The sequence below is a fragment of the Isoptericola cucumis genome (assembly GCF_014635665.1).
GTDB classification, from domain to species: Bacteria; Actinomycetota; Actinomycetes; order Actinomycetales; family Cellulomonadaceae; genus Isoptericola; species Isoptericola cucumis.
Window position 1 is genome coordinate 299091 of the sequence record NZ_BMDG01000004.1, and the last position, 22025, is coordinate 321115.

General features: G+C 75.5%; 21 protein-coding genes. 14 read left to right on the top strand and 7 right to left on the bottom strand.

The annotated features are described in order from the left end of the window. Nucleotides 1-12: 12 nt before the first annotated feature. From tatC to lnt, 5 genes are all read left to right on the top strand, one after another. Entirely contained in the window at nt 13-750 is a 738-nt protein-coding gene (gene tatC / locus IEW03_RS07615) for a twin-arginine translocase subunit TatC (protein ID WP_188523181.1), read from the top strand. A 55-nt stretch (nt 751-805) separates the two neighbouring features. Next, nucleotides 806-1861 (top strand): diacylglycerol/lipid kinase family protein, encoded by a 1056-nt coding sequence (locus IEW03_RS07620; RefSeq protein WP_229737784.1) that lies wholly within the window; start codon nt 806-808, stop codon nt 1859-1861. Between the two features lie 52 nt (nt 1862-1913). Beyond that, the gene (locus IEW03_RS07625; RefSeq protein ID WP_188523043.1) at nt 1914-4967 is read left to right on the top strand and encodes a DEAD/DEAH box helicase; all 3054 of its coding nucleotides are present in this window, start codon (nt 1914-1916) and stop codon (nt 4965-4967) included. Between the two features lie 142 nt (nt 4968-5109). Then, entirely contained in the window at nt 5110-6780 is a 1671-nt protein-coding gene (locus IEW03_RS07630; RefSeq protein ID WP_188523044.1) for an amidohydrolase, read from the top strand. Nucleotides 6781-6837: 57 nt separating this feature from the next. Further along, a complete protein-coding gene (gene lnt / locus IEW03_RS07635) occupies nt 6838-8607 on the top strand; it encodes an apolipoprotein N-acyltransferase (protein WP_229737793.1) in 1770 nt (589 codons plus the stop codon). Nucleotides 8608-8694: 87 nt separating this feature from the next. Here lnt and IEW03_RS07640 read toward each other — a convergent pair whose 3' ends face one another. Next, nucleotides 8695-9039 carry an RNA polymerase-binding protein RbpA gene (locus IEW03_RS07640; RefSeq protein WP_188523046.1) on the bottom strand — a complete coding sequence of 115 codons (345 nt, stop codon included), beginning with the start codon at nt 9037-9039 and terminating at the stop codon, nt 8695-8697. A 419-nt stretch (nt 9040-9458) separates the two neighbouring features. On the opposite strand from IEW03_RS07640, the gene IEW03_RS07645 reads away from it, so the two are divergent. From IEW03_RS07645 to IEW03_RS07665, 5 genes are all read left to right on the top strand, one after another. After that, nucleotides 9459-10655, top strand: coding sequence for an LLM class flavin-dependent oxidoreductase (locus IEW03_RS07645; protein WP_188523047.1), 1197 nt, complete (start codon nt 9459-9461; stop codon nt 10653-10655). Then, the gene (locus IEW03_RS07650) at nt 10652-11320 is read left to right on the top strand and encodes an FMN reductase (protein ID WP_188523048.1); all 669 of its coding nucleotides are present in this window, start codon (nt 10652-10654) and stop codon (nt 11318-11320) included. The genes IEW03_RS07645 and IEW03_RS07650 overlap by 4 nt, the downstream gene beginning before the upstream one ends. 77 nt (nt 11321-11397) lie before the next feature. Further along, on the top strand, nt 11398-12420 hold the full coding sequence (gene galE / locus IEW03_RS07655; protein WP_188523049.1) for a UDP-glucose 4-epimerase GalE: 1023 nt from the start codon (nt 11398-11400) through the stop codon (nt 12418-12420). 75 nt (nt 12421-12495) lie between these two features. Then, entirely contained in the window at nt 12496-12816 is a 321-nt protein-coding gene (locus tag IEW03_RS07660) for a hypothetical protein (RefSeq protein ID WP_188523050.1), read from the top strand. A gap of 18 nt (nt 12817-12834) precedes the next feature. Further along, nucleotides 12835-13809 carry a ribonuclease Z gene (locus IEW03_RS07665; protein ID WP_188523051.1) on the top strand — a complete coding sequence of 325 codons (975 nt, stop codon included), beginning with the start codon at nt 12835-12837 and terminating at the stop codon, nt 13807-13809. 36 nt (nt 13810-13845) lie between these two features. On the opposite strand, the gene ald is transcribed toward IEW03_RS07665, so the two are convergent. Further along, nucleotides 13846-14955 (bottom strand): alanine dehydrogenase, encoded by a 1110-nt coding sequence (ald, locus tag IEW03_RS07670; RefSeq protein WP_188523182.1) that lies wholly within the window; start codon nt 14953-14955, stop codon nt 13846-13848. Nucleotides 14956-15103: 148 nt separating this feature from the next. On the opposite strand from ald, the gene IEW03_RS07675 reads away from it, so the two are divergent. Both IEW03_RS07675 and IEW03_RS07680 read left to right on the top strand, forming a co-directional pair. Continuing rightward, nucleotides 15104-15655, top strand: coding sequence for an Lrp/AsnC family transcriptional regulator (locus IEW03_RS07675; RefSeq protein WP_188523052.1), 552 nt, complete (start codon nt 15104-15106; stop codon nt 15653-15655). A 12-nt stretch (nt 15656-15667) separates the two neighbouring features. Next, nucleotides 15668-16144, top strand: a complete 477-nt coding sequence (locus tag IEW03_RS07680) for a DUF2867 domain-containing protein (RefSeq protein ID WP_188523053.1) — start codon at nt 15668-15670, stop codon at nt 16142-16144. 18 nt (nt 16145-16162) lie between these two features. Here the strand turns inward: IEW03_RS07680 and IEW03_RS07685 are convergent, their stop codons facing one another. The 3 genes from IEW03_RS07685 to IEW03_RS07695 all read right to left on the bottom strand — a co-directional run bounded on the left by IEW03_RS07685 (nt 16163) and on the right by IEW03_RS07695 (nt 18557). Continuing rightward, nucleotides 16163-17050 (bottom strand): alpha/beta fold hydrolase, encoded by an 888-nt coding sequence (locus tag IEW03_RS07685; RefSeq protein ID WP_188523054.1) that lies wholly within the window; start codon nt 17048-17050, stop codon nt 16163-16165. Between the two features lie 102 nt (nt 17051-17152). Continuing rightward, complete coding sequence (locus IEW03_RS07690) at nt 17153-17653, bottom strand: GNAT family N-acetyltransferase (protein ID WP_229737806.1); 501 nt, start codon at nt 17651-17653, stop codon at nt 17153-17155. A gap of 91 nt (nt 17654-17744) precedes the next feature. Beyond that, complete coding sequence (locus IEW03_RS07695) at nt 17745-18557, bottom strand: alpha/beta fold hydrolase (protein WP_188523055.1); 813 nt, start codon at nt 18555-18557, stop codon at nt 17745-17747. Between the two features lie 110 nt (nt 18558-18667). On the opposite strand from IEW03_RS07695, the gene IEW03_RS07700 reads away from it, so the two are divergent. Next, complete coding sequence (locus IEW03_RS07700; protein WP_188523056.1) at nt 18668-19687, top strand: LLM class flavin-dependent oxidoreductase; 1020 nt, start codon at nt 18668-18670, stop codon at nt 19685-19687. Nucleotide 19688: 1 nt separating this feature from the next. On the opposite strand, the gene IEW03_RS07705 is transcribed toward IEW03_RS07700, so the two are convergent. Then, on the bottom strand, nt 19689-20306 hold the full coding sequence (locus tag IEW03_RS07705; protein ID WP_188523057.1) for an AAA family ATPase: 618 nt from the start codon (nt 20304-20306) through the stop codon (nt 19689-19691). Between the two features lie 181 nt (nt 20307-20487). After that, nucleotides 20488-20958 (bottom strand): pyridoxamine 5'-phosphate oxidase family protein, encoded by a 471-nt coding sequence (locus IEW03_RS07710; protein WP_188523058.1) that lies wholly within the window; start codon nt 20956-20958, stop codon nt 20488-20490. A 23-nt stretch (nt 20959-20981) separates the two neighbouring features. Here IEW03_RS07710 and IEW03_RS07715 point away from each other — a divergent pair, with 23 nt between their 5' ends. Beyond that, nucleotides 20982-22022 (top strand): nitronate monooxygenase, encoded by a 1041-nt coding sequence (locus IEW03_RS07715; protein WP_268236081.1) that lies wholly within the window; start codon nt 20982-20984, stop codon nt 22020-22022. Nucleotides 22023-22025: the final 3 nt, after the last annotated feature.

The window sequence follows — 22025 nt, forward strand, 5'->3', positions numbered from 1 at the left end:
GCCGAGGGGCGGATGCCCCTGCGTGAGCACCTGCTGGAGATCCGCAAGCGGGTCTTCCTCGCCGCGATCGGCGTGCTGCTCGGCGCCATCCTCGGCTGGATCCTGTACGACCCGCTGTTCCGGGTGCTGGTCGATCCCCTGCAGGACGTCGCCGAGCACCGGGACGCGCTCATCGGGCTGAACTTCGACGGCGTCGCCACCGCGATCGACATGCGCGTCAAGGTGTCGCTGTTCCTCGGCGTCCTCGTGTCGAGCCCGTGGTGGCTGTACCAGCTCTTCGCGTTCATCAACCCTGGTCTCACGGGCAAGGAACGACGGTACGCGTACGGGTTCCTCGCCGCGGCCGTGCCGCTGTTCCTCGCCGGCGCCGGCCTGGCGTGGTACCTGCTGCCGCGTGCCGTGGCGCTGCTCAACGAGTTCGTCCCCGAGGGTGGCTCGAACCTCATCGGCGCGCAGGTCTACCTCAGCTTCGTCATGCGGCTCATCCTGGCGTTCGGGCTGGCCTTCCTGGTGCCCGTCGTCATGGTCGCGCTGAACTTCATGGGCACGGTCCGGGCCGCCCAGTGGCTCGCCGGGTGGCGGTGGGCCGTCCTGGTGTCGTTCCTGTTCGCCGCGATGATGACGCCGACGCCGGACCTGCTCACGATGTTCTCGGTCGCGCTGCCCATCTGCGGCCTGTACTTCGTCGCGTACGGCGTGTGCGTGCTGCACGACCGGCGGGTCGACCGGAAGCGCGTGGCCGTCACGTGACCGGTCCCGCATGACGGGCGCGCCGCCTCCCGCGGCGCGCCCCCTCGGTGTGGTCGTGAACCCCACGGCCGGCAAGGGGAGGGCCGTGCGCGCGGGCGCCGTCGTCGTCGACACGCTGCGCGAGGCCGGGCATCTCGTGCACGACCTGTCGGGGCGCACCGCGGACCTGGCCCTGACCCGCGCCCGCCGCGCCGTCGACGCCGGCGCGGTGCGCGCCCTCGTCGTGGTGGGCGGGGACGGCATGGTGCACCTGGGCGCGCAGGCGGTGGCGGGCACGGGCGTGCCGCTGGGTGTCGTCGCCGTCGGCACGGGCAACGACTTCGCGCCGACGCTCGGGCTGCCCGTGGGTGACGTGGGCGCGTCCTGTCGGGCGCTGCTGGCGGCCCTGGACGCCGGGGAGCGCGGCGTGCGCGCCGTGGACGCGGCCTTCGTGTCCGGCCCGGGCCTGGTCGCCGGGCCCGACGCGGTCGGCGGCCAGGGCCGCTGGGTGGCGGGCGCGGTGTCCGCCGGGCTGGACGCCACGGTCAACGCCCGCGCCAACGCGATGCGCCGGCCGCGCGGCAGCTCCCGCTACACGATCGCCGCGGTGCGGGAGGTCGTGGGCTACCGGCCCTGGTCGTACCGCTTGACGTTCGACGGCCTGCAGCCCACCGGGGCGCACGAGCACCCGGGGGTGGGGACCGCCGCCGGGCTGCACCTGCGGTCCGACGGCGACGGCACCGCCACGTGGACGGGCCGGGCCGCGCTCGTGACGGCCGCGAACGGGCCCCGCATCGGCGGCGGCGTCCTGGTCGCCCCGCACGCACGGGTCGACGACGGCTACCTCGACGTGGTGATCGGCACCGACCTCAGCCGGCCCGCCGCGGCCGCCGTCTTCCCGTCGATGTTCGTCGGCGCCCACCTGCGCCACCGCAAGGTGCACCTGGTGCGGGCCCGCGCCGTGACCGTCGAGCCCGGCCCCGACGCCTGGGCCTCCGGGGAGCGGCCGATGCCGGTCGCGTTCGGCGACGGCGAGCGCCTGGGCGCGCTGCCGCTGCGGGTCGAGGCCCGCGCGGGCGCGCTGCACGCGCTCGTCCCGGCGGGCCCGGCGGCGCCGTCGAGAGCGGGCTGACCGGGCCGGACGCCGCGCGAGACGACGGCCGGGCGCGCCGTAGGCTGGCGACATGACCGCCGACCCCCAGCACCACGGCAGCCCGGCCGAGCGGTACGCCGCGTCACGCGCCCGCCTGGACCAGGACCGCGCCGACCACTCCGGCGAGCTGGGCCGGTTCCGGCGCGTCGTCGGTTTCGAGCTCGACCCCTTCCAGGTGGACGCGTGCGTCGCGCTCGAGGGCGGCCGCAGCGTCCTGGTCGCGGCCCCCACGGGCGCCGGCAAGACGGTGGTGGGCGAGTTCGCCGTCCATCTCGCCCTCGTCGGCGGCGGCAAGGCGTTCTACACGACGCCGATCAAGGCGCTGAGCAACCAGAAGTACACGGACCTCGTGGCCCGGCACGGCGTGGCGAACGTGGGCCTGCTGACCGGCGACACGTCCATCAACGCCGGCGCCCCCGTGGTCGTGATGACCACCGAGGTGCTGCGCAACATGCTGTACGCCGGCTCCTCGGCGCTCGACGGGCTCGCGTACGTGGTGATGGACGAGGTGCACTACCTCGCCGACCGGTTCCGCGGGCCGGTGTGGGAAGAGGTGATCATCCACCTGCCCGACCATGTGCAGCTCGTGTCGCTGTCGGCGACCGTGTCCAACGCGGAGGAGTTCGGCGACTGGCTCGCCACCGTCCGCGGCGACACGGCGGTGGTGGTCAGCGAGCGCCGGCCGGTGCCGCTGTGGCAGCACGTCAGCGTGTCGGCGCCGGAGCCCCGGGGGGTGCCGAGGCTCATGGACCTGTACGCGGGGCACGTCGACCCCACCGACCCGGGCACGAACCCGCCCATCAACCCGGACCTGCAGGCCGTGTTCCGCACGTCGGCGCGCAGCGGGCCCCGGGCGGGCGGCGGGCACGAGCGGCACGGGCACCGGGGCCGCGGAGACCGCGGGTACCGCGGCCGGGGCGGGCACCGCCCGGGCGCGGGCGCGCTGGTCGCGTCGCGGCGCACCCCGCCCCGGTTCGCCGTCGTGGACGCCCTGGACGCCGACGCGTTGCTGCCCGCGATCTACTTCATCTTCTCCCGTGCGGGCTGCGAGGGGGCCGTGCAGCAGTGCCTGCGGGCGGGTCTGCGGCTCACCGACGCGACCGAGGAGGCGACGATCCGGCAGGTGGTGGAGGAGCGCACGGCCGCGATCGCGCCGGAGGACCTCGAGGTGCTCGGCTACTGGTCGTGGGCCGAGGCCCTGGCCCGCGGGGTGGCGGCCCACCACGCGGGGCTGCTGCCGGTGTTCAAGGAGACCGTGGAGGAGCTGTTCTCCCGCGGGCTCGTCAAGGTGGTCTTCGCGACGGAGACGCTGGCGCTCGGCATCAACATGCCGGCCCGTTCGGTCGTGCTGGAGAAGCTCGTCAAGTGGGACGGCACCGCGCACCAGCCGGTGACGCCGGGGGAGTACACGCAGCTGACCGGCCGTGCCGGGCGGCGGGGGATCGACGTCGAGGGGCACGCCGTCGTCGTCGACCACACGGGCCTGGACCCGGTGGCGCTCGCCGGGCTGGCGTCCAAGCGCCTGTACCCGCTGCGGTCGAGCTTCCGCCCGACGTACAACATGGCGGTCAACCTCGTGGCCCAGGTGGGTCACGACCGGGCCCGCGACGTGCTGGAGACGAGCTTCGCGCAGTTCCAGGCGGACCGTGGCGTGGTCGGCCTGGCGAAGCAGGCGCAGGCGCACGCCGAGGCGATGGAGGGGTACGCGGGCGCGATGGCGTGCGACCGTGGCGACTTCGCCGAGTACATGGCGCTGCGCCGGGCGATCACGGAGCGGGAGAAGGAGCTGTCGCGCGCCTCCTCGGGGGCGCGGCGGGCCGAGGCCGTCGAGTCGTTCGAGCGCCTGCGCCGCGGTGACGTGGTCGAGGTGCCGGCCGGGCGGCGGCGCGGCTACGTGGTGGTGCTGGACCCCGGGCACGACGAGCGGGGCTTCGACGGCCCGCGCCCGACCGTCCTCACCCAGGAGAAGCAGGTCAAGAAGCTCACGCTGGCGGACGCCCCGGGCGGGGTGCAGGTCGTCACCACGGTGCGCATCCCGAAGTCGTTCAACCCGCGCCGCCCCGACCAGCGGCGCGACCTCGCGTCCAGCCTGCGCAACGCGCTGGGCGCGTTCCGTGACGACGCCGGCACCGGGCGGGGCCCGGGTCGCGGCAAGGGCGGCGGCAGCGGGAAGGGCGGTGGTGGGGGTCGGGGTGGCGGCAAGGGCGGCCGCCCGGACGCGGCGTCCGACCGCGAGCTGCAACGCCTGCGTGCCGCGCTGCGCGCCCACCCCTGTCACGGCTGCCCGGAGCGTGACGACCACGCCCGGTGGGCGCAGCGGTGGGAGCAGCTGCGCCGCGAGCACGCACAGCTCGTGCGCCGGGTGGAGGGCCGCACGGGCACCATCGCCCGCACCTTCGACCACACCTGCGAGGTGCTGCTGCGGCTGGGCTACCTCACGACCGACCCGGTCCCCGCGGAGGAGCCGGACGCGGAGCACGACGCCGCCGCCGAGACCACGGACCAGACCGAGGACGTGGCCGAGGATGCAGGGCCTGCGCTGGAAGGTCCGCCGCCAGGCGCGGGGGAGCTGCGCGTGACGGACGACGGGCGGTGGCTGCGCCGGCTGTACGCGGAGGACGACCTGCTGCTGGCCGAGTGCCTGCGCCGGGGGACGTGGGACGGGCTGGACCCCGCCTCGCTCGCGGCGGCCGTGTCGACGGTCGTGTACTCCGGCCGCCGCGAGGAGGCCGCGGAGCCGTACGTGCCCGGCGGGCCGCAGGGGCGCCTCGCGCGCGCCCTGGACGACACGACTCGCGTCTGGTCGGAGGTGACGGACCTGGAGGCGCAGCACAAGCTGGAGTCGACGGGCCCCCTGGACCTGGGGCTCGTCGCCCCCGTGCACAAGTGGGCGTCGGGCCGCGGGCTCGAGGCGGTGCTGCGCGGCACGGACGTCGCGGCGGGGGACTTCGTGCGCTGGTGCAAGCAGGTCGTCGACGTGCTCGACCAGCTCGCGTCGGCGGCGCCCCGCCCGGAGCTGCGCACGGCCGCTCGCAAGGCCCAGCGGGCGGTGCTGCGGGGCGTCGTCGCCTACTCCAGCGTCTGACCCTGGGCGGCAACTTGACGGGAAGCCCGCGGCGGAGCACTCAGGAGCACTCAGGAGCGTGGAGGAGCGCTGAGGCGCCCTGCGCGGGCGCTGTGGGGGATCCGTGAAGGAATCGGGCCGCGAGTGCCCTAGAGTGCAGGCCGTGACGTCCACCCTGTATCGCAACGGAGTCGTCCACTCGCCCGCCGACCCCTTCGCCGAGGCCCTCCTCGTCGACGACGGCGTCGTGACGTGGCTGGGCGCCGAGGACACGGCCGCCGGGCTCGCCGCTCGCGCCGACCGCGTGATCGACCTCGACGGGGCGCTGGTGACGCCGGGTTTCGTCGACGCGCACGTGCACGTGCTCGAGACGGGGCTGGCGGCCGAGTCGGTCGACCTGAGCGCGCACGCGGGCGTGACGACCCACGCCGCGGCCCTCGACGCGCTCGCCGCGGGAGCCCGCGAGCTGGACGGGTCCGACCCCGGCGGCGCGGAGGTGCTGCTCGCCTTCGGGTGGGACGAGCAGGCGTGGCCCGAGCGCCGCCCCCTCAGCCGCGACGACCTCGACGCCGCCTGCGGCGGCCGGCCCGTGTACGCGTCGCGGGTGGACGGCCACTCGGCGGTGGTGTCCTCCGCGCTGGCGCGCGTCGCCGGCCTCGAGTCCCTGCCCGGCTGGGACCCTTCCGGGACCGGCGTGGTGACCGGCGAGGCGCACCACGCCGTCTCGGGCGTCGTGCGGCAGGTGTCGCCCGGGCGCCGCAGCCGCGCCTACCGCACGGCCCTGGCCGCCGCGGCGGCCCGCGGCATCGTCGGCCTGCACGAGATGAGCGAGCCGAACATGGACACCCGCGACGGGCTGCGCGAGCTCGTCGCCCTCACGGCCGACCCGGCCGGGGCGCTGCCGCACGTCGTCGCCTACCGCGGCGAGCTGTGCGAGACGCCGGACGACGCCCGCCAGCTGCTGGCCGACCTGCCGTTCCTCACCGGCATCGCCGGCGACCTGTGCGCCGACGGGTCGATCGGCTCCCGCACGGCCGCGCTGCGCCAGCCGTACGCCGACGTGCTGCCGGGGCCGGCCGGGGCGCCCGCCGACGGCCGGCTGTTCCTGAGCGCCGAGGAGATCGCCGCGCACCTGGCCGCCTGCTCCGCCGCCGGCACCCAGGGCGGGTTCCACGTGATCGGCGACCGCGCGATGGACGAGGTCGTGCGCGGCCTGGAGCTCGTCGCCGACGAGCACGGCCCGTCCACGCTGCGCGCGGCCCACCACCGCCTCGAGCACGCCCTGTTCGTCGACGCGTCCGCGCTCGCGGCGCTGCTGCTGTACGGGGTGGCGCTGTCGGTGCAGCCGGCGTTCGACTCGACGTTCGGCGGCAGCCGCGGGATGTACGCCGGCCGGCTGGGCGTGGCGCGCGCCTCGAACCTGTCGCCCTTCGCGGACCTGGCGAGCGCCGGGGTGCCGCTGGCGTTCGGCTCGGACACGCCCGTGACCCCGCTCGACCCGTGGCAGGGCGTGCGCGCCACCCTGACCCACGAGGACACGACGCAGCGGATCTCGGCGCGGTCCGCGTTCCGGGCCCACACCCGCGGCGGCTGGCGGCTCGCCGGGCTCGACCACACGGGCGCGGGCGAGCTGCGGGTCGGCGCGCCCGCCCACCTGGCGGTGTGGCGGGCGGAGCAGCTCGCGGTGCAGTCCGCCGAGGGCCGGCTCTCGCAGTGGAACCCGGAGGCGCGCGCCGGGCAGCCGCTGCTGCCCGACCTGTCCGAGGGCGCGCCCGAGCCGCAGTGCCTCCAGACGGTGCGCGACGGTGTCGTCCTGCACGACACGTTCGACTGACCGATGAGCTCCGCCGCGACCAGCACCGGGCCCAGGGACGTCACGTACCCTGCGGGGGTGTCCCAGCCCAGCACGACCGCCACCACCGCCGCGGTACCGACACCGCACGCCGACCGCTGGACCTCGAAGCCGGTCACGCTGCTGCTCGCGGTCGCGGCCGGTGCCGCGCTGTGGGCGTCGTTCCCGGACGTGGGCGCGTGGCCGCTCGCGTTCGTCGCGACGGGGCTGCTGTACGCCGCCATGCGCCGCGGCGGACGTCGCGCGGCCAGCTGGAACGCCCTGGTGGGCCTCGTCGCGGGCCTGACGTTCTGGCTGCCGCACATCTGGTGGGCCTGGTTCGCCACCGACCCCGTGCCGTGGGCCGCGCTGTCCGTGCTCGAGGCGGCGTTCCTCGCCGGCTTCGGCGCGCTGTGGACCTGGGCGCGCCGCTGGCGGTGGGTCGGGCGCAACGCCGCCACGCAGGCGGTGGTCTTCGCCGTCCTGTTCGTCGCCGTCGAGCAGTGGCGCTCGGAGATCCCCTTCGGCGGCTTCCCCTGGGGCCGGCTCGCGTGGGCGGTCGCCGCCGCGCCGACCGGCCAGGCGGCCTGGCTCGGCTCGACGACGCTCGTGTCCCTGCTCGTCGCAGCCACCGGGGTGCTGCTCGCCCTCGCCGTCGGGCGCCTGCTGCAGCTGCGCCGCGGCGTCGTGCCCGCGCGGCGTGCGGCCGCGAGCGCCGTCGCCCTGGTCGCGGCCGCCGGCGTGCTCGTGGCCGGTCCGGGCCTGCTGCCCGTCGCCTCCGACGCCGGCACGCGCGAGGTCACGGTCGCCGACGACCCGGGCCACGTCGGCACGGTGGTCGACGCGGGGACGGCGACGGCGCAGGCGGGGGTGCTGCGTGCCGGCGCGGTTCAGGGCAACGTGTCCGAGCCGGGGGAGGGTTCCTTCGCGAACCGGGCGGAGGTGCTGGGCAACCACCTGGCCGGCACCGACGCGATCGCGGCCGAGCAGGACGCGGGCGACTACGCGGCGGGCCCGGACGGCGACCGGGACGTCGACGTGGTGCTGTGGCCGGAGAACGGGTCCGACCTGGACCCGCAGCAGGCGTCGGACGTGGGGGCGGCGATCGACGCGTCCGCGCGCGGCGTGGGCGCGCCGATCCTCGTGGGCGCGCAGGAGTACCCGGCCTCGGGCGGCAGGTACAACGTGTCCCTGCTGTGGGAGCCGGGCGAGGGCGTGACCGACCGGTATGCCAAGCAGCACCCGGCCCCGTTCGCCGAGTACATCCCCATCCGCGACATCGTGCGGGTGTTCAGCGCCCAGGTCGACCGGGTCACCACCGACATGATCGCGGGCACCGAGCCGGCGCTGATCGACCTGCCGGTCGACGGCGCGGCCCTCGGGCGCGCGCCCGGCCCGACGACGGTGCCGATGGCGACGGTGATCTGCTTCGAGGTGGCCTACGACGAGATCGTGCGCGACGCCGTGGAGCGCGGCGCGCAGGTGCTGGTGGTGCCCACCAACAACGCGTCCTTCGGGTACACGGCGGAGTCCACGCAGCAGCTCGCGATGACGCGGCTGCAGGCGATCACCACGGGGCGTGCGGCCGTGCAGATCTCGACCGTCGGGGTCAGCGGCGTGGTGGCCCCCGACGGCACGCTGGTGGCTCGCACCCAGCTGTTCACCGCGGACCACCTCGTGGCGGACCTGCCGCTGCGCACCGAGCTGACGCCCGCCGTCCGCGCGGGCTTCTGGCCGGGGTGGGTCGTGGGCGCCCTGGCGGTCGTCGTGGTGGTGGGCGGCCTCGTGGCCGGCCTGCGCCGTCGCGGGGCGGCGGAGCGCTCCGTGTGACCCTCGCGGCGGCGAGACGCGCGAAGGGCGGGCACCCGGTGGGTGCCCGCCCTTCGCGGTTCGTGACGTGTGCCGCGTGGGCCGCCGTCAGGCGCTGCGGCGCAGCTTGCCGGCCCGCAGCAGCTCGAGGCGCTCGTCGAGCAGCTCCTCCAGCTCGGAGACCGTGCGGCGCTCCAGCAGCATGTCCCAGTGGGTGCGCTGGGGCTTGCCCGCCTTGGGCTCCGGGCGCTCGGCGTCGCGCAGGAGCGCCTCCTCGCCGCAGCGGCACTCCCACACCGGCGGCACCTCGGCCTCGGTGGAGAAGGGCAGGATGATGGTGTGACCGTTGGGGCAGTCGTAGTGCGCCTGGAACCGCGGGGCGAAGTCCACGCCCTCGTCGGACTCCATGCTCTTGCTGCCGATGCTCATGCCGCGCAGGGACCGGTCCGGCATGTCGTCCTCCTGAGGTCGATGGGAATGGGGCCTGAGGGTCCAACGCGAGCCGTGCGACGCTTGTTCCGCAGGTGCGTGAAGGTCCCGTGAAGTGAGGTCCGGTTCGTCCAGCGGCGAGGTCCCGCGCGGGGCGCGGGTGCCGGTGGACGCAGCGGTGCACCTCAGGCTGGCCAGTCGCGGCGCCGTACGCAACTCGAGACCCCCGCAGGCGCCCGGTTTGTGCGGGACGTCACGCCGCGCGGCCCGTCCCGGTCGAGAGGGGGACGGTCTCGACAGAGCTCGGACAGAGCTCGGACGGGGCGGGAACAACGGGACACCCCAGCCTGTTGGGGACCGTGTACATGTATTTGCATGAACCGCCGCGTGGTCCGTCAGGCCCGCACACGGCGAGCACAGGACGACGAGCAGGGAGCCACATCGTGCAGTTCGGGATCTTCTCCGTCAGCGACGTCACCACGGACCCCACCACCGGCCACACCCCGGACGACACCGAGCGCGTGCGCAACATGCTCACGATCGCCCGGCACGCCGACGAGGCCGGCCTGGACGTGTTCGCGACCGGGGAGCACCACAACCCGCCGTTCGTGGCGTCCTCGCCGACCACGATGCTGGGCTACCTGGCCGGCGTCACGAAGCACATCACGCTGTCGACGGCGACCACCCTGATCACCACGAACGACCCGGTCCGCCTGGCCGAGGAGTACGCGATGCTCCAGGTCATCTCCGACGGCCGCATGGACCTCATGATGGGCCGCGGCAACACGGGCCCCGTCTACCCCTGGTTCGGCAAGGACATCCGCGAGGGCATCCCGCTCGCGATCGAGAACTACGCCCTGCTGCGCCGCCTGTGGACCGAGGACGTCGTGGACTGGGAGGGCAAGTTCCGCACGCCGCTGCAGGGCTTCACCTCCACCCCGCGCCCCCTGGACGGCGTGCCCCCGTTCGTGTGGCACGGCTCCATCCGCAGCCCCGAGATCGCCGAGCAGGCCGCGTTCTACGGTGACGGGTTCCTGCACAACAACATCTTCTGGCCCATGCACCACACCCGGCAGATGGTGCGCTTCTACCGCCAGCGCTTCGAGCACTACGGCCACGGGCGCGCCGACCAGGCGATCGTCGGCCTCGGCGGCCAGGCGTTCATGCGCAAGCGTTCGCAGGACGCGTGGAACGAGTTCCGGCCCTACTTCGACAACGCCCCCGTCTACGGGCACGGGCCGTCGATGGAGGACTTCACGCAGCAGACCCCGCTGACCGTCGGCTCGCCGCAGCAGGTCATCGACCGGTACGCGTCGTTCGTCGAGGAGGTCGGCTACTACCAGCGCCAGCTGTTCCTCGTCGACCACGCGGGCCTGCCCCTGAAGACCGTGCTGGAGCAGATCGACCTGCTCGCGGGCGAGGTCGTGCCCGAGCTGCGCCGGATCGCCGAGGCCAAGCGGCCGGCGGACGACGTGCCGGCGAACCCGCCGTCGCACGCCGAGCGCGTCGCGGCTGCGGCCGCCGCCGGCGAGGCCGGCGCCACGCACGTGGGCGACACGGCCGACCCGTACACCGGTACCGTTGCCGAGGGCACGCAGCAGCCCGCGTCGCAGCACACCCAGCAGGAGGCACGCGCATGACCACCCCCGAGATCCCCGACACCTTGGGCGCACCGGGCGCGACCGGCACGCGGCGCACGCTCGCCGTCGTGTCGGCCGGGCTGTCCCAGCCGTCGTCCACGCGCCTGCTCGCCGACCGGCTCGCCGACGCCACCGTGCGCGAGCTCGAGGACCTCGGGCACGAGGTGCGGGTGGAGACGGTCGAGCTGCGCGACGTCGCCCACGCCGTCGTCGACGCCATGCTCACCCGCTTCCCGACCGGTGACCTGGCGCGCGCCCTCGAGGACGTGACGGGCGCCGACGGCCTGATCGCCGTCAGCCCGGTGTTCACCACGAGCTACTCGGGGCTGTTCAAGTCGTTCTGGGACGTGGTCGACCCCGACGCGCTGACCGGGATGCCGGTGCTGCTCGGCGCGACGGGCGGCACCGCCCGCCACTCGCTGGCGCTGGAGTACGCGATGCGGCCGCTGTTCACCTACCTGCGCGCCGACGTCGTACCGACCAGTGTGTTCGCCGCCACCGACGACTGGGCTGCGAGCGCCGACGACCAGGGCGCCGGACTGCCGCGACGGATCGCCCGCGCGGGGCGCGAGCTGGCCCGCCGGGTGTCCGTGCGCGAGAACGACGGGCCGGCCGACCCGTTCGCGGCGACGCCGAGCTTCACGGAGCTCCTCGGCGGCAACTGAGGCGCGAGACCGGGCCGCGAGACCGGGCCGCGAGACCGGCGGCAAGCGTCAGCGGCGGCACCTCTAGGCTGGGGCCCATGCGCGTTCTCGTCTCCGGTGGGGCCGGCTACATCGGCTCGCACACCGTCCTCGCCCTGCTCGCCGCCGGTCACGACGTCGTCGTGGTCGACGACTTCTCCAACAGCAAGCCCGCCGTGATCGGGCGCCTGGAGTCGTTGTCGGGCACCCATGTCCCGGTGCACGCGTTCGACCTGACCGACGCCGACAAGACCGAGCGGCTGTTCGCGCACGAGCAGCTCGACGCGGTGATCCACTTCGCCGGGTTCAAGGCGGTGGGGGAGTCGGTCTCCAAGCCGCTGGAGTACTACCGCAACAACCTGGACTCCACCTTCGCGCTGGTGGACGCGATGAACCGGCACGGCGTGACGAAGTTCGTGTTCTCCTCGTCCGCCACGGTCTACGGCGAGAACGCCCCCGTGCCGTACCAGGAAGACTACGAGCACCTGTCCTCGTCGTCCCCGTACGGGCAGACCAAGGTCATGGTGGAGCGCGTGCTGTCCGACGTCGCACACATCAGCGAGGGCTGGAAGGTCGCGCTGCTGCGCTACTTCAACCCGGTGGGCGCGCACGCCTCGGGCCGGATCGGGGAGGACCCGCAGGGCATCCCGAACAACCTCATGCCGTTCATCGCGCAGGTGGCCGTCGGCCGCCGCGAGAAGCTGACCGTGTTCGGAGACGACTACCCGACGGCGGACGGCACCTGCGAGCGCGACTACCTGCACGTCGAGGACCTCGCCGCGGGCCACGTCGCGGCGCTGGAGCACCTGGACGCCATGACGCAGCCGGTGCGCGCGTTCAACCTCGGCACCGGCACGGGGACGTCCGTGCTGCAGATGCTGCACGCGTTCGAGCGGGCCGTGGGCCGCGAGCTGCCGTACGAGGTCGGCCCGCGCCGCGCCGGCGACCTGCCCGCCTTCTGGGCCGACCCGGCCCGGGCCAACACCGAGCTGGGCTGGCGCGCCACCCGCACCATCGACGACATGTGCGCCGACACGTGGCGCTGGCAGTCCGCCAACCCGCAGGGCTACCCCGACGCCTGAGCGCCGCGGCGCGCGACGCCCGGGAGCGTCGCCGGCCCCCTTGCGGCGCTCGCGGGCCGGGGCCACGATGTGGGCATGTCCCACGACGGTCGTGCCCACCCCACACAGCGCGGTGACCTGCGGTGGGACCCGGGTGCCCGCTACCGGCCCTCGGTCCTCGCCGGGCGGGTGACGTCGAGCCAGGCCCCCGCGCCGACGGCGCGGCTCACGGGGCGCCTGCGCCGCGGGCCCGTGCGTCGCACCGCGGTCTTCGACCGTGCCCTGTGGTCGCGCGGGCGGGGCGGCGTGCGTCCGGGCGTCGCCGAGGCGGTCGCCGCGGCCGCGGCCCGCTACCGGCACGGCGCGCTCGACACCACGGGGCTGGTGCGGGCCGTCGGTCGCGCGCTGGCCTCCTGACGTCGCGCGGCGGGCGCCGTGTCCCGGCGTGAGCTCGTCGTGCTCGGCACCGCGAGCATGCTGCCCACCCGCGACCGCAACCACAACGGGTACGTGCTGTTCTTCGACGACGCGGCGATCCTGTTCGACCCCGGCGAGGGCACCCAACGGCAGATGACGCGCGCGGGAGTCTCCGCGACGGACCTGACGCGGATCGCGATCACCCACCTGCACGGCGACCACTCGCTCGGGCTGGCGGGCGTCGCCCAGCGCCTGTCCGGCGACCAGGTGCGCCACACCGTGCCGGTGTCGTTCCCCGCGTCCGGGGAGCCGTGGGTGCGCCACCTGCTGGACGCCAGCGCCTACGACCACCACGAGCGGGTCGTGCTCCAGCCCGTCCCGGCCGTCGCGCCGGGCGCCGTCGTGCTGCCGCGGGTGCCCGGCGAGCGGGGCGACGAGCCGGGGGCGCCGGTGCTCAGCACCCGGCCGCTGGCGCACCGCATCGACACGATCGGCTACCGGCTCGACGAGCCGGACGGCGTCTCGCTCGACCCGGCGGCGCTGCGGGCCGCCGGGGTGCCGCACGGGCCGGCCGTGGGCCGCCTGCGCCGCGACGGGGTGCTGGCGCTCGACGACGGGCGCACCGTCCGGCTCACCGACGTGAGCGTGCCCCGGCGGGGTCAGTCGGTCGCGTTCGTCATGGACACCGGCCTGTGCGAGTCCGTGCACGCCCTCGCCGACGGCGTGGACCTGCTCGTCGTCGAGTCGACGTTCCTGCACCGCGACGCCGACCTCGCCGAGCGGTGGGGGCACCTGACCTGCCGGCAGGCGGCCCTGGTCGCCGCGAGCGCCGGCGTGCGCCACCTGGTGCTGACCCACTTCTCGCAGCGCTACCGGGTGCCCGAGGAGCTGCCGGAGGCGTTCGAGCGCGAGGCGCGGGAGGTCTTCGACGGCACCCTGACGGTGGCGGCCGACCTCGACCGGGTGCCCGTGCCGCCACGCCGCCGGCCCTGACGCACGAGGCCGCACGGGCATACGAGGCGGGTGGGGTCAGACGACCTCGGCGAGGTCGAGCGGGTCCAGGCTGTGCGCCTCGGCGACGCCGGGGTTCGTCACCCGTCCCGCGTGCGTGTTCAGGCCGCGCGCCAGGACGGGGTCGCGGCGCAGCGCCTCCTGCCACCCCCCGTCGGCGAGCGCCACCGCGTAGGGCAGCGTGACGTTCGTCAGCGCGTACGTGGACGTGCGGGGAACGGCGCCGGGCATGTTCGCCACGCAGTAGAAGACGGTGTCGTGGACGGGGTAGGTCGGCTCGGCGTGCGTGGTGGCGTGGGTGTCCTCGAAGCAGCCGCCCTGGTCGACCGCGACGTCCACCAGGACGGCGCCGGGCTTCATCCGGGCGACGAGCTCGTCCGGCACCAGCACGGGCGCCCGGGACCCCGGCACCAGCACCGCGCCGACCACCAGGTCGGCGTCCAGGACGGACTCGGTGACGTTGAGCCGGTTCGACGCGAGCGTCTGCACCCGGCCGCCGAGCTCGCGGTCCGCGGCCTTGAGCGCGTCGGCGCTGGTGTCCAGCACGGTGACGCGCGCCCCGAGCCCGACCGCGATGCGGGCGGCGTTCATCCCGGCGACCCCGGCACCGATGACCACCACGTGCCCCGCCTGCACGCCGGGCACCCCGGCGAGCAGCACGCCGCGCCCGCCGGCGGCGCGCAGCAGCGTCGCGGCACCCACCTGCGGGGCGAGACGCCCGGCGACCTCGGACATGGGGGCGAGCAGCGGCAGTCGCCCGTCGGCGGTCTGCACGGTCTCGTACGCGATCGCGGTCACCTCGCGGGCCAACAGCTCCTCGGTGAGGGCCTTGTCGGCCGCGAGGTGCAGGTAGGCGAAGAGCACCTGCCCGGGACGCATCCGCCCGTACTCCGAGGCGACCGGCTCCTTGACCTTGAGCACGGTCTCCGCCGCCCACACCTCGTCGGCGTCCGCCACGACCACGGCGCCCGCCGCGCGGAACTCGTCGTCGCCCACCGACGAACCGGCCCCCGCGCCGGCCTGCACCAGCACCTCGTGGCCGTGCGCCGAGAGCTCGTGCACCCCGGCCGGGGTGATCGCCACCCGGTACTCGTGGTTCTTGACTTCCTTCGGGACGCCGACGCGCATGAGGTCCGCCTTCGTGGGCTCGGGGGCCGCGGCTCGTGGCCCGGCCGGGATCGTCGCGCGGGAGATGGTGACCCCGCTCACACCCCAGTCTGACGGCGCGATTCGATGCGGCACCACAATTCCGCACATCATTCGATAGATTGACCGGATGCCGACCCGAGGCTCTGCTAACCCCGTTCCCGGCCAGCCGCGACCGAAGGATCTTCGCCACGACCGGTCCTGGGGCCTGGACCGACGCGCTGGCACGTCCGAGCGCCTCGACGACGTCGACCAGCGGCTCCTGACGGCGCTCGCGGAGGACGCCCGCATCCCGAACAACGCGCTCGCGGCCAAGGCGGGCATCGCGCCGTCCACCTGCCTGACCCGGGTGCAACGCCTGCGCGAGCGGGGCGTGATCCGGGGCTTCCATGCCGACGTCGACCCCGCGCGGGCCGGGCACCCGCTGCAGGCCATGATCGCCGTGCAGATGCGTGGCACGGCGCGTACCCGCCTGAGCGCCTACCTGCAGCGCCTGGCCGAGCTGCCCGGCGTGCTCAACGTGTTCCTGCTCGGCGGGGCCCACGACTTCTTCGTGCACGTCGCCGCCGCGGACAGCGACGCCCTCAACGACTTCGTCATCGAGCACCTGTCCACCGACCCGGACGTGGCGCTCACCGAGACCAACCTCATCTTCCAGCACGCCCGCGCGGGCTGGTACTGAGCCGTGCCGTCGATGCCGAGGTCGCTCGCCGTCGAGGCGTGCCCGGACGCCGACGTCATCGACGTCCAGATCGTCCGGCTCCCGGTCCTCGCCACCGGCTCCCGCCTCCCGGCGTCGCCGCGCTGGTGGCTGCACCAGATCTTCGACTTCCGCTCGGCGCCACCGCCCGTGGTCGCCCTCATGGCGGTGCGGCAGGCGACGGCGTGGGTCGTCGGGGCGAACACCCGCCGCAGTGCGGCCGACGTGTTCGCCGTGGCGGCCGAGGACGAGCGGGAGGTGCTGTCCCACGAGCACGACCGGCACCTGGAGTTCTGGGTCGGGGTCGCGGTCGACGACGGGATGCTGCAGGTCACCACCGTGGTCCGCCTGCACGGCTGGCGCGGGCGGCTGTACTGGCTGCCGGTGGGCGCGCTGCACGGGCCCGTGCTGCGCTCGATGATGCGCCGGGCCGTCGCGCGGTCCCGACGGGACGCCCCCGACGCTCGCTGACCCGCGCGCGGCCGGTGCTCAACGGCGGCCGGCGCCGACCTCGGCGAGCCAGCCACGCAGCTCGGTGGCGAGCGCGACCGGGGCGTCCAGCTGGATCAGGTGCCCCGCGTCCGGGATCAGTCGCGCCTCGGCGTGCCCGAGGGCCGCGGACAGCCGGCCGGCGCGGTCCGCGGGGATCCAGGTGTCCTGCTCGCCCCACAGGACGCGGGTGGGGACGTCGAGGTCACCCAGCAGCGGCTCCAGCTCGGCGGTGTACCGCTCGTCGGCCTGCGCGATCTGCCGGTAGAAGGCCGCCTGCCCGGCGTCGCCGAGCCACGGGACGACCAGCGCCTCGAGCTCGTCGTCACGCAGCCCCCGGTGGCTGGCCGTGCCGACGTACGCCTCCAGCGCCCCGCGGTGCACGGCCGGCGGCAGCCGGCCGAACACCGGTGCGTGGTCGCGCACCAGCCGGAAGAAGGGGGAGCCCCAGGGCCGCAGCGCCACCACGTCGACCAGGCACAGCGACGCGTACCGGGCGTCGTGCAGGAGGGCGGCCCGCAACGACACCGCGCCCCCGTAGTCGTGCGCGACGACGTGCGGCGCCTCGCCCCAGCCGTCGCCCCAGTGCGCCAGCAGCGCGGCGAAGGCCTCGCCCTGCACCCCCAGGTCGACGTCGTGCTCCGGGAGCATCGACGACGCGCCGTACCCCGGCATGTCCCACAGGTGCACCGTGAACTGCGCCGACAGGGCGCGCGCGTACGGGGCCCACAGCCACGACGACCACGGGGTGCCATGGCAGAACACCAGCGGCGGGCCGTCGCCGAACGCCGTCCACGCGATCTGGCGACCCCGCCAGGAGAACCGCCGGCCGAGGCCGCCCGGCAGCGCGTCGGTCGGGGAGGGAGCAGCAGGCCGCGGGGTCGTCATGCCAGGGATGCTAGGCGCGGGCTCCCACACCGTGCTCCGTGCGGTGTCGTGCGCGGTGTCGTGCGCCCGGTCGCGTGCCCTGGTCCGGTCTCACACCGGGTCTCACACCGGGTCGCGCCCCGGGAGCGCGAGCGTCATGAAGACGCTGTGCGCGTCGGGCCCGTACCCGGCGAACGGCCCGCACTCGACGAACCCGTGCCGCGCGTACAACCGCCGGGCAGGGGCGAAGTGCTCCTGCGCCCCCGTCTCGAGGCTCACCCGCGCGTACCGCCGCTGCGCCGCGAGGTCGACGAGTGCCGCGAGGACGCCACCGCCCACGCCGCGGCCGCGAGCGCCCCGCGACGTCCGCATCGACTTCAGCTCGCCGTGCCCCCGCCCGCGTGCAGCACCCCGGCCGGTCGAGAGCTCGGCGAGCGCGCCGCAGCCCAGCAGCGCACCGGCGCCGTCCCGAGCGGTCAGAAAGGTGATCGACGGCGCCAGCAGCGCTCCGTGGTCCAGTGCGTGCACCGACCCGGGCGGGGACGTCGCCCGCATCTCCGCGAGGTGCTCGTCCAACAGCTCCCGCACGTCGGCACGGTCCGGTGGTTCGGGGGCGATGATCACGGCGGCATCCTCGCCCGCCGGTGTTTCACCGGTGTGACACCGGCGAGGGGCGGACGCCTCCGGCAGGGGGCGCGGACCCTGCCACGGAGCCTCAGGGGGCGTGCACGGTCGGGTCGTCGCGCAGGACGTCGAGCAGGAGCGCGCGCACCGCGTCCGGGCGCTCCAGCACCGGCAGGTGCCCCGCCCACCCCAGGACCGTGTGCTCCGCGCCCGGGACCTGCGCGGCCACGTGCGCGGCGCACGCGCGCAGCAGGTCCATGTCGTGGGCCCCCGACACCACGTACGTGGGCACCTTCACCCCCGGCAGGTCGATCTCGACCTCGCGCGGCCCGGGCTCCGGCTCGCCCGCGGCGCTCGCGGCCGCGTCGGCGGCGAGCTGCACCTCGAACGCCCGACGCTGCATGGCCGCGAGCGCCGTCCGCGTGTCCTCGTCGGCGTCCGGGCCGAGCCACGTGTCGACGTTGAGCCGCACGGCCCCCTCGACGTCGCCGTCGCTCAGCAGCCGGTGCTCCGCGGCGTCGAAGGCGTCCGACGCCGCGGTGTCCGGGACGCCCGGGGCCGCGGGGCACAGCAGCACCAGCTCGCGCACCCGTGCGGGGTGCGCCGTCGCGAGCTCGAGGGCCACCTGTCCGCCGAACGACGCGCCCACGACGGCCGCGTCCTCGATGCCGAGCTCGTCCAGCAGCGCGGCGACGTCGCCCGCGTTCGTGTACCCGCCGCCGTCCGCGTCGTCGAGGGACAGGGGGGACTCGCCGTACCCGCGCAGGTCGGGACGCACGACCCGGAACCTGTGCTGCAGCGACGGCACGACGGCGTCCCACATGCGCCGGTCGGCGACGCCGGCGTGCAGGAGGACGACGGCAGGGGACTCGGCGGCGCCAACGGCGTCGTGGACGAGGATCATGAGGTCACCGTAGAGGGCCCGGAGCGCGGCAGGCACCACCATCTGCGGTCCCTCGTGCCGCGAGGACGCGCGCGACAGGGCAGGATCGACCGCGAGGAGGTGGGCGCAGCATGAAGCGCATCGGATTCCTGTCGTTCGGCCACTGGACGCCGCACCCGCAGTCGGCGACCCGGTCCGCCGCGGACGCGCTGGCGCAGTCGATCGAGCTGGCGGTCGCCGCCGAGGAGCTCGGCGCCGACGGTGCCTACTTCCGGGTGCACCACTTCGCCCGCCAGCTCGCGTCCCCGTTCCCCCTCCTGGCGGCCGTGGGCGCGCGTACCCACCGGATCGAGGCGGGGACGGCCGTCATCGACATGCGCTACGAGAACCCGCCGTACATGGCCGAGGACGCCGGAGCGGCGGACCTCATCGCGGGCGGGCGCCTGCAGCTCGGCATCTCCCGCGGGTCCCCGGAACAGGTGATCGACGGGTACCGCCACTTCGGGCACCTGCCCGCGGCCGAGGAGTCGGACGCCGACATGGCGCGCCGGCACACCGCACGTTTCCTCGAGCTGCTCGACGGCGAGGGCTTCGCCGAACCGAACCCCCGGCCCATGTTCCCCAACCCGCCGGGGCTGCTGCGCCTGGAACCGCACTCGCCCGGTCTGCGCGAACGCGTGTGGTGGGGCGCCGGCTCCCGCGCCACCGCGCAGTGGGCGGCCGCGCAGGGGATGAACCTCATGAGCTCCACCCTCCTCACCGAGGACACGGGGGTGCCGTTCCACCAGCTGCAGGCCGAGCAGATCCAGCTCTTCCGCGACGCGTGGGCGGCCGCGGGGCACCGGCGGGAACCTCGCGTGTCCGTGTCGCGCAGCGTCTTCCCGATCACCGACGACCGCGACCGCGCCTACTTCGGCGCCGAGGCGGGCAGCACCGACCAGGTGGGGATCCTCGAGGGCGGGCGCGCCCGGTTCGGCAAGACCTACGCCGGAGAGCTCGAGCAGGTCGTGGCGGACCTCGCCCGGGACGAGGCCGTGGCCGCCGCCGACACCCTGCTGCTCACCGTGCCGAACCAGCTCGGCGTCGAGTACAACGCCCACGTCCTGGAGAACGTCGTCCGGCACGTCGCACCCGAGCTCGGCTGGCGCTGACTCACCGCGCCTGGCGGGCAAGTGCCTCCAGCACCGTCGACGCCGACCGGCGGTCGACCACGTGGACGGCGTCCCAGCCGCCCGCCGGGCGCCGCGTCGTCGACGCCCGCACCAGCCGCGCGCGCTGCGCCTCCCAGCGGCGCCAGTGCCGCCCGAACGCGCCGCCCCGCACCACGCGACCCCGCTCGTGCTGCCCCCGCCGCGCCTCGTCGAGACCCACGTCCAGCATCACGAGCACCGGCGACCAGCCCCGCACCCGCGCCAGGAGCGCCAGAGCCCCGCGGCGCAGCCGGCGCGTGCCCGGGTCGTGCACCAGCAGGACCCACCCGCCGGACGCCTCCCGCACCCCGCCCGGGCCGGCGGCCACCGCACGCAGCACCTGCACGCCGTGCCACGTGTGCACCAGGGGCCGCAGCACCGGGTACGGCACCTGCGGGAACCAGCCCCGCAGCCGGCGCCGAGCCGCCTCCGAGTCCAGCACCCGCACCCCCGGCACCGCCGCCGACATCCGGGCCAGGGCGGTGCTCTTGCCCGCACCCGGCACCCCGCCGACCAGGACGAGCCGCGCACGACCGGCACCCGCCCCGCTCGGCCGCACGCCCGCTACCGCCCCGCTCACCGGGGCAGGAGGAACGAGCAGGGCAACACCCTCGGCGGGGGCCGCGGACGCAGGGGTGCGGGTACGGCGGGTCATCCTGTCCTCTCGCTCGGTCGTCGGCGGGCACAGGATGCCATCCCCGCATGAGGGCCCCCTGCACGACGACCTGCACGACGACCTGCGCACCCGGCCGAGGCGGCCCTCAGGACAGCTCGGCCCCCGCCGCCTCCCGCACCAGCGGGGGAGCGGACCGGTAGTCCCCGAACCGCGCCCACGACAGCCGCACCCGCACCACCACGACCCCCGGGTCCCGCAACGACCCCGCGAACTGCGGGAACGCCGACCGGTACGCCGCAGCACACCGCTCCCGCTCCGCACCCTCCGGCACGTCCGCGACGCCCTCGCACTGCAGCGTGCGCCCGTCACGACCCCCGACGACCACCGCCACCCGCGACTCACCGACCAGGTTCGCCACCTTCCGCGACGACGCACGCGCGTCCAGCACCAGCACGCCGTCGTCCGTGACCGCCAACGCCAGGTACGCCGCCTGCGGCCCACCGTCCGGCCCCACCGTCGACAGCACGCCGTCCCCGTGCTCACGCACGAACGCCACCAGCACACCCCGGCCCAGCCGGTCGGTGTCCTCTCCAGTGTCCCCGCCAGGTCCCGTCATGCCCCGGATCCTAGGGTGGGGGAGTGACCACCCGCCGCCCCCTCCTCGACACACCTCTGCCGATCGTCGCCGCCCCCATGGCCGGCGGGACCACCACCCTCGCTCTCGCCTCCGCCGTCACCCACGCCGGCGGCCTCGCCTTCCTGGCCGGCGGCTACCAGACCACCGACGCCCTCGCCGACCAGGTCGCCGCCGCCACCCGCTGGGACCGCCCCTTCGGCGTCAACCTCTTCGTCCCCGGCCCCGACGACGCCGACCCCGCGGCGCTCGCGGCCTACGCGGCGCGGATCGCGCCCGACGCCGCCACGCACGGGGTCGAGCTCGCCGGCGCCCCGGACGCGCTGGCCGCGTACGACGACGACGGGTTCGCGGCGAAGGTGGCGCTCCTGCTCGAGCGGCCGGTGCCCGTGGTCTCGTTCACGTTCGGCCCGCCGCCGGCCCGCGACGTCGACGCTCTCCGCGCGGCCGGCTCCGTGGTCCTCGTGACCGTCACGACGCCGGACGAGGCCCGGGCCGCGGAGGCGGTCGGCGCCGACGGGCTCGTCGTCCAGGGCCCGGCCGCAGGCGGCCACAGCGGCACCTGGGACCCGGCGCGGAGCGTCGTCGACGCCGACACGGCGGACGTCGTGGCGGCCGTGGCGGCCACCACCCGTCTGCCGCTCGTCGCGGCCGGCGGGGTCGACGGGCCGGCGTCCGTCGCACGCCTGCGGACGGCAGGGGCGCAGGCCGTCGCCGTCGGGACGCTCCTGCTGCGCACCGACGAGTCCGGGGCGTCCGCGACGCACCGTGACGCGCTGGCGTCCCCGCGGTTCACCGGTACGGTCGTGACGCGCGCGTTCACCGGCCGGCCGGCCAGGGCCCTGCGCAACGACTTCGCCGCGCGGCACGACGCCCTCGCACCCGCCGGCTACCCGCAGGTGCACCACCTCACGCGCGAGCTGCGCCGTCGCGCGGGCGCCGCCGGCGACGCGGACCGCCTCCACCTGTGGGCCGGCACCGGCTTCCGTGCGGCCGAGGCCGTGCCGGCCGCCGACGTCGTCACGTCGCTGGCCACGCGATGGTGACGA

Excerpts from the sequence above, each read along its gene's own strand:
- tatC (WP_188523181.1), top strand. The coding sequence starts at position 13 with ATGCCCCTGCGTGAGCACCTGCTGGAGATCCGCAAGCGGGTCTTCCTC.
- IEW03_RS07625 (WP_188523043.1), top strand. The coding sequence starts at position 1,914 with ATGACCGCCGACCCCCAGCACCACGGCAGCCCGGCCGAGCGGTACGCC.
- IEW03_RS07640 (WP_188523046.1), bottom strand. The coding sequence starts at position 9,039 with ATGCCGGACCGGTCCCTGCGCGGCATGAGCATCGGCAGCAAGAGCATG.
- IEW03_RS07650 (WP_188523048.1), top strand. The coding sequence starts at position 10,652 with ATGACCACCCCCGAGATCCCCGACACCTTGGGCGCACCGGGCGCGACC.
- galE (WP_188523049.1), top strand. The coding sequence starts at position 11,398 with ATGCGCGTTCTCGTCTCCGGTGGGGCCGGCTACATCGGCTCGCACACC.
- IEW03_RS07660 (WP_188523050.1), top strand. The coding sequence starts at position 12,496 with ATGTCCCACGACGGTCGTGCCCACCCCACACAGCGCGGTGACCTGCGG.
- ald (WP_188523182.1), bottom strand. The coding sequence starts at position 14,955 with ATGCGCGTCGGCGTCCCGAAGGAAGTCAAGAACCACGAGTACCGGGTG.
- IEW03_RS07675 (WP_188523052.1), top strand. The coding sequence starts at position 15,104 with ATGCCGACCCGAGGCTCTGCTAACCCCGTTCCCGGCCAGCCGCGACCG.
- IEW03_RS07680 (WP_188523053.1), top strand. The coding sequence starts at position 15,668 with ATGCCGAGGTCGCTCGCCGTCGAGGCGTGCCCGGACGCCGACGTCATC.
- IEW03_RS07685 (WP_188523054.1), bottom strand. The coding sequence starts at position 17,050 with ATGACGACCCCGCGGCCTGCTGCTCCCTCCCCGACCGACGCGCTGCCG.
- IEW03_RS07695 (WP_188523055.1), bottom strand. The coding sequence starts at position 18,557 with ATGATCCTCGTCCACGACGCCGTTGGCGCCGCCGAGTCCCCTGCCGTC.
- IEW03_RS07700 (WP_188523056.1), top strand. The coding sequence starts at position 18,668 with ATGAAGCGCATCGGATTCCTGTCGTTCGGCCACTGGACGCCGCACCCG.
- IEW03_RS07710 (WP_188523058.1), bottom strand. The coding sequence starts at position 20,958 with ATGACGGGACCTGGCGGGGACACTGGAGAGGACACCGACCGGCTGGGC.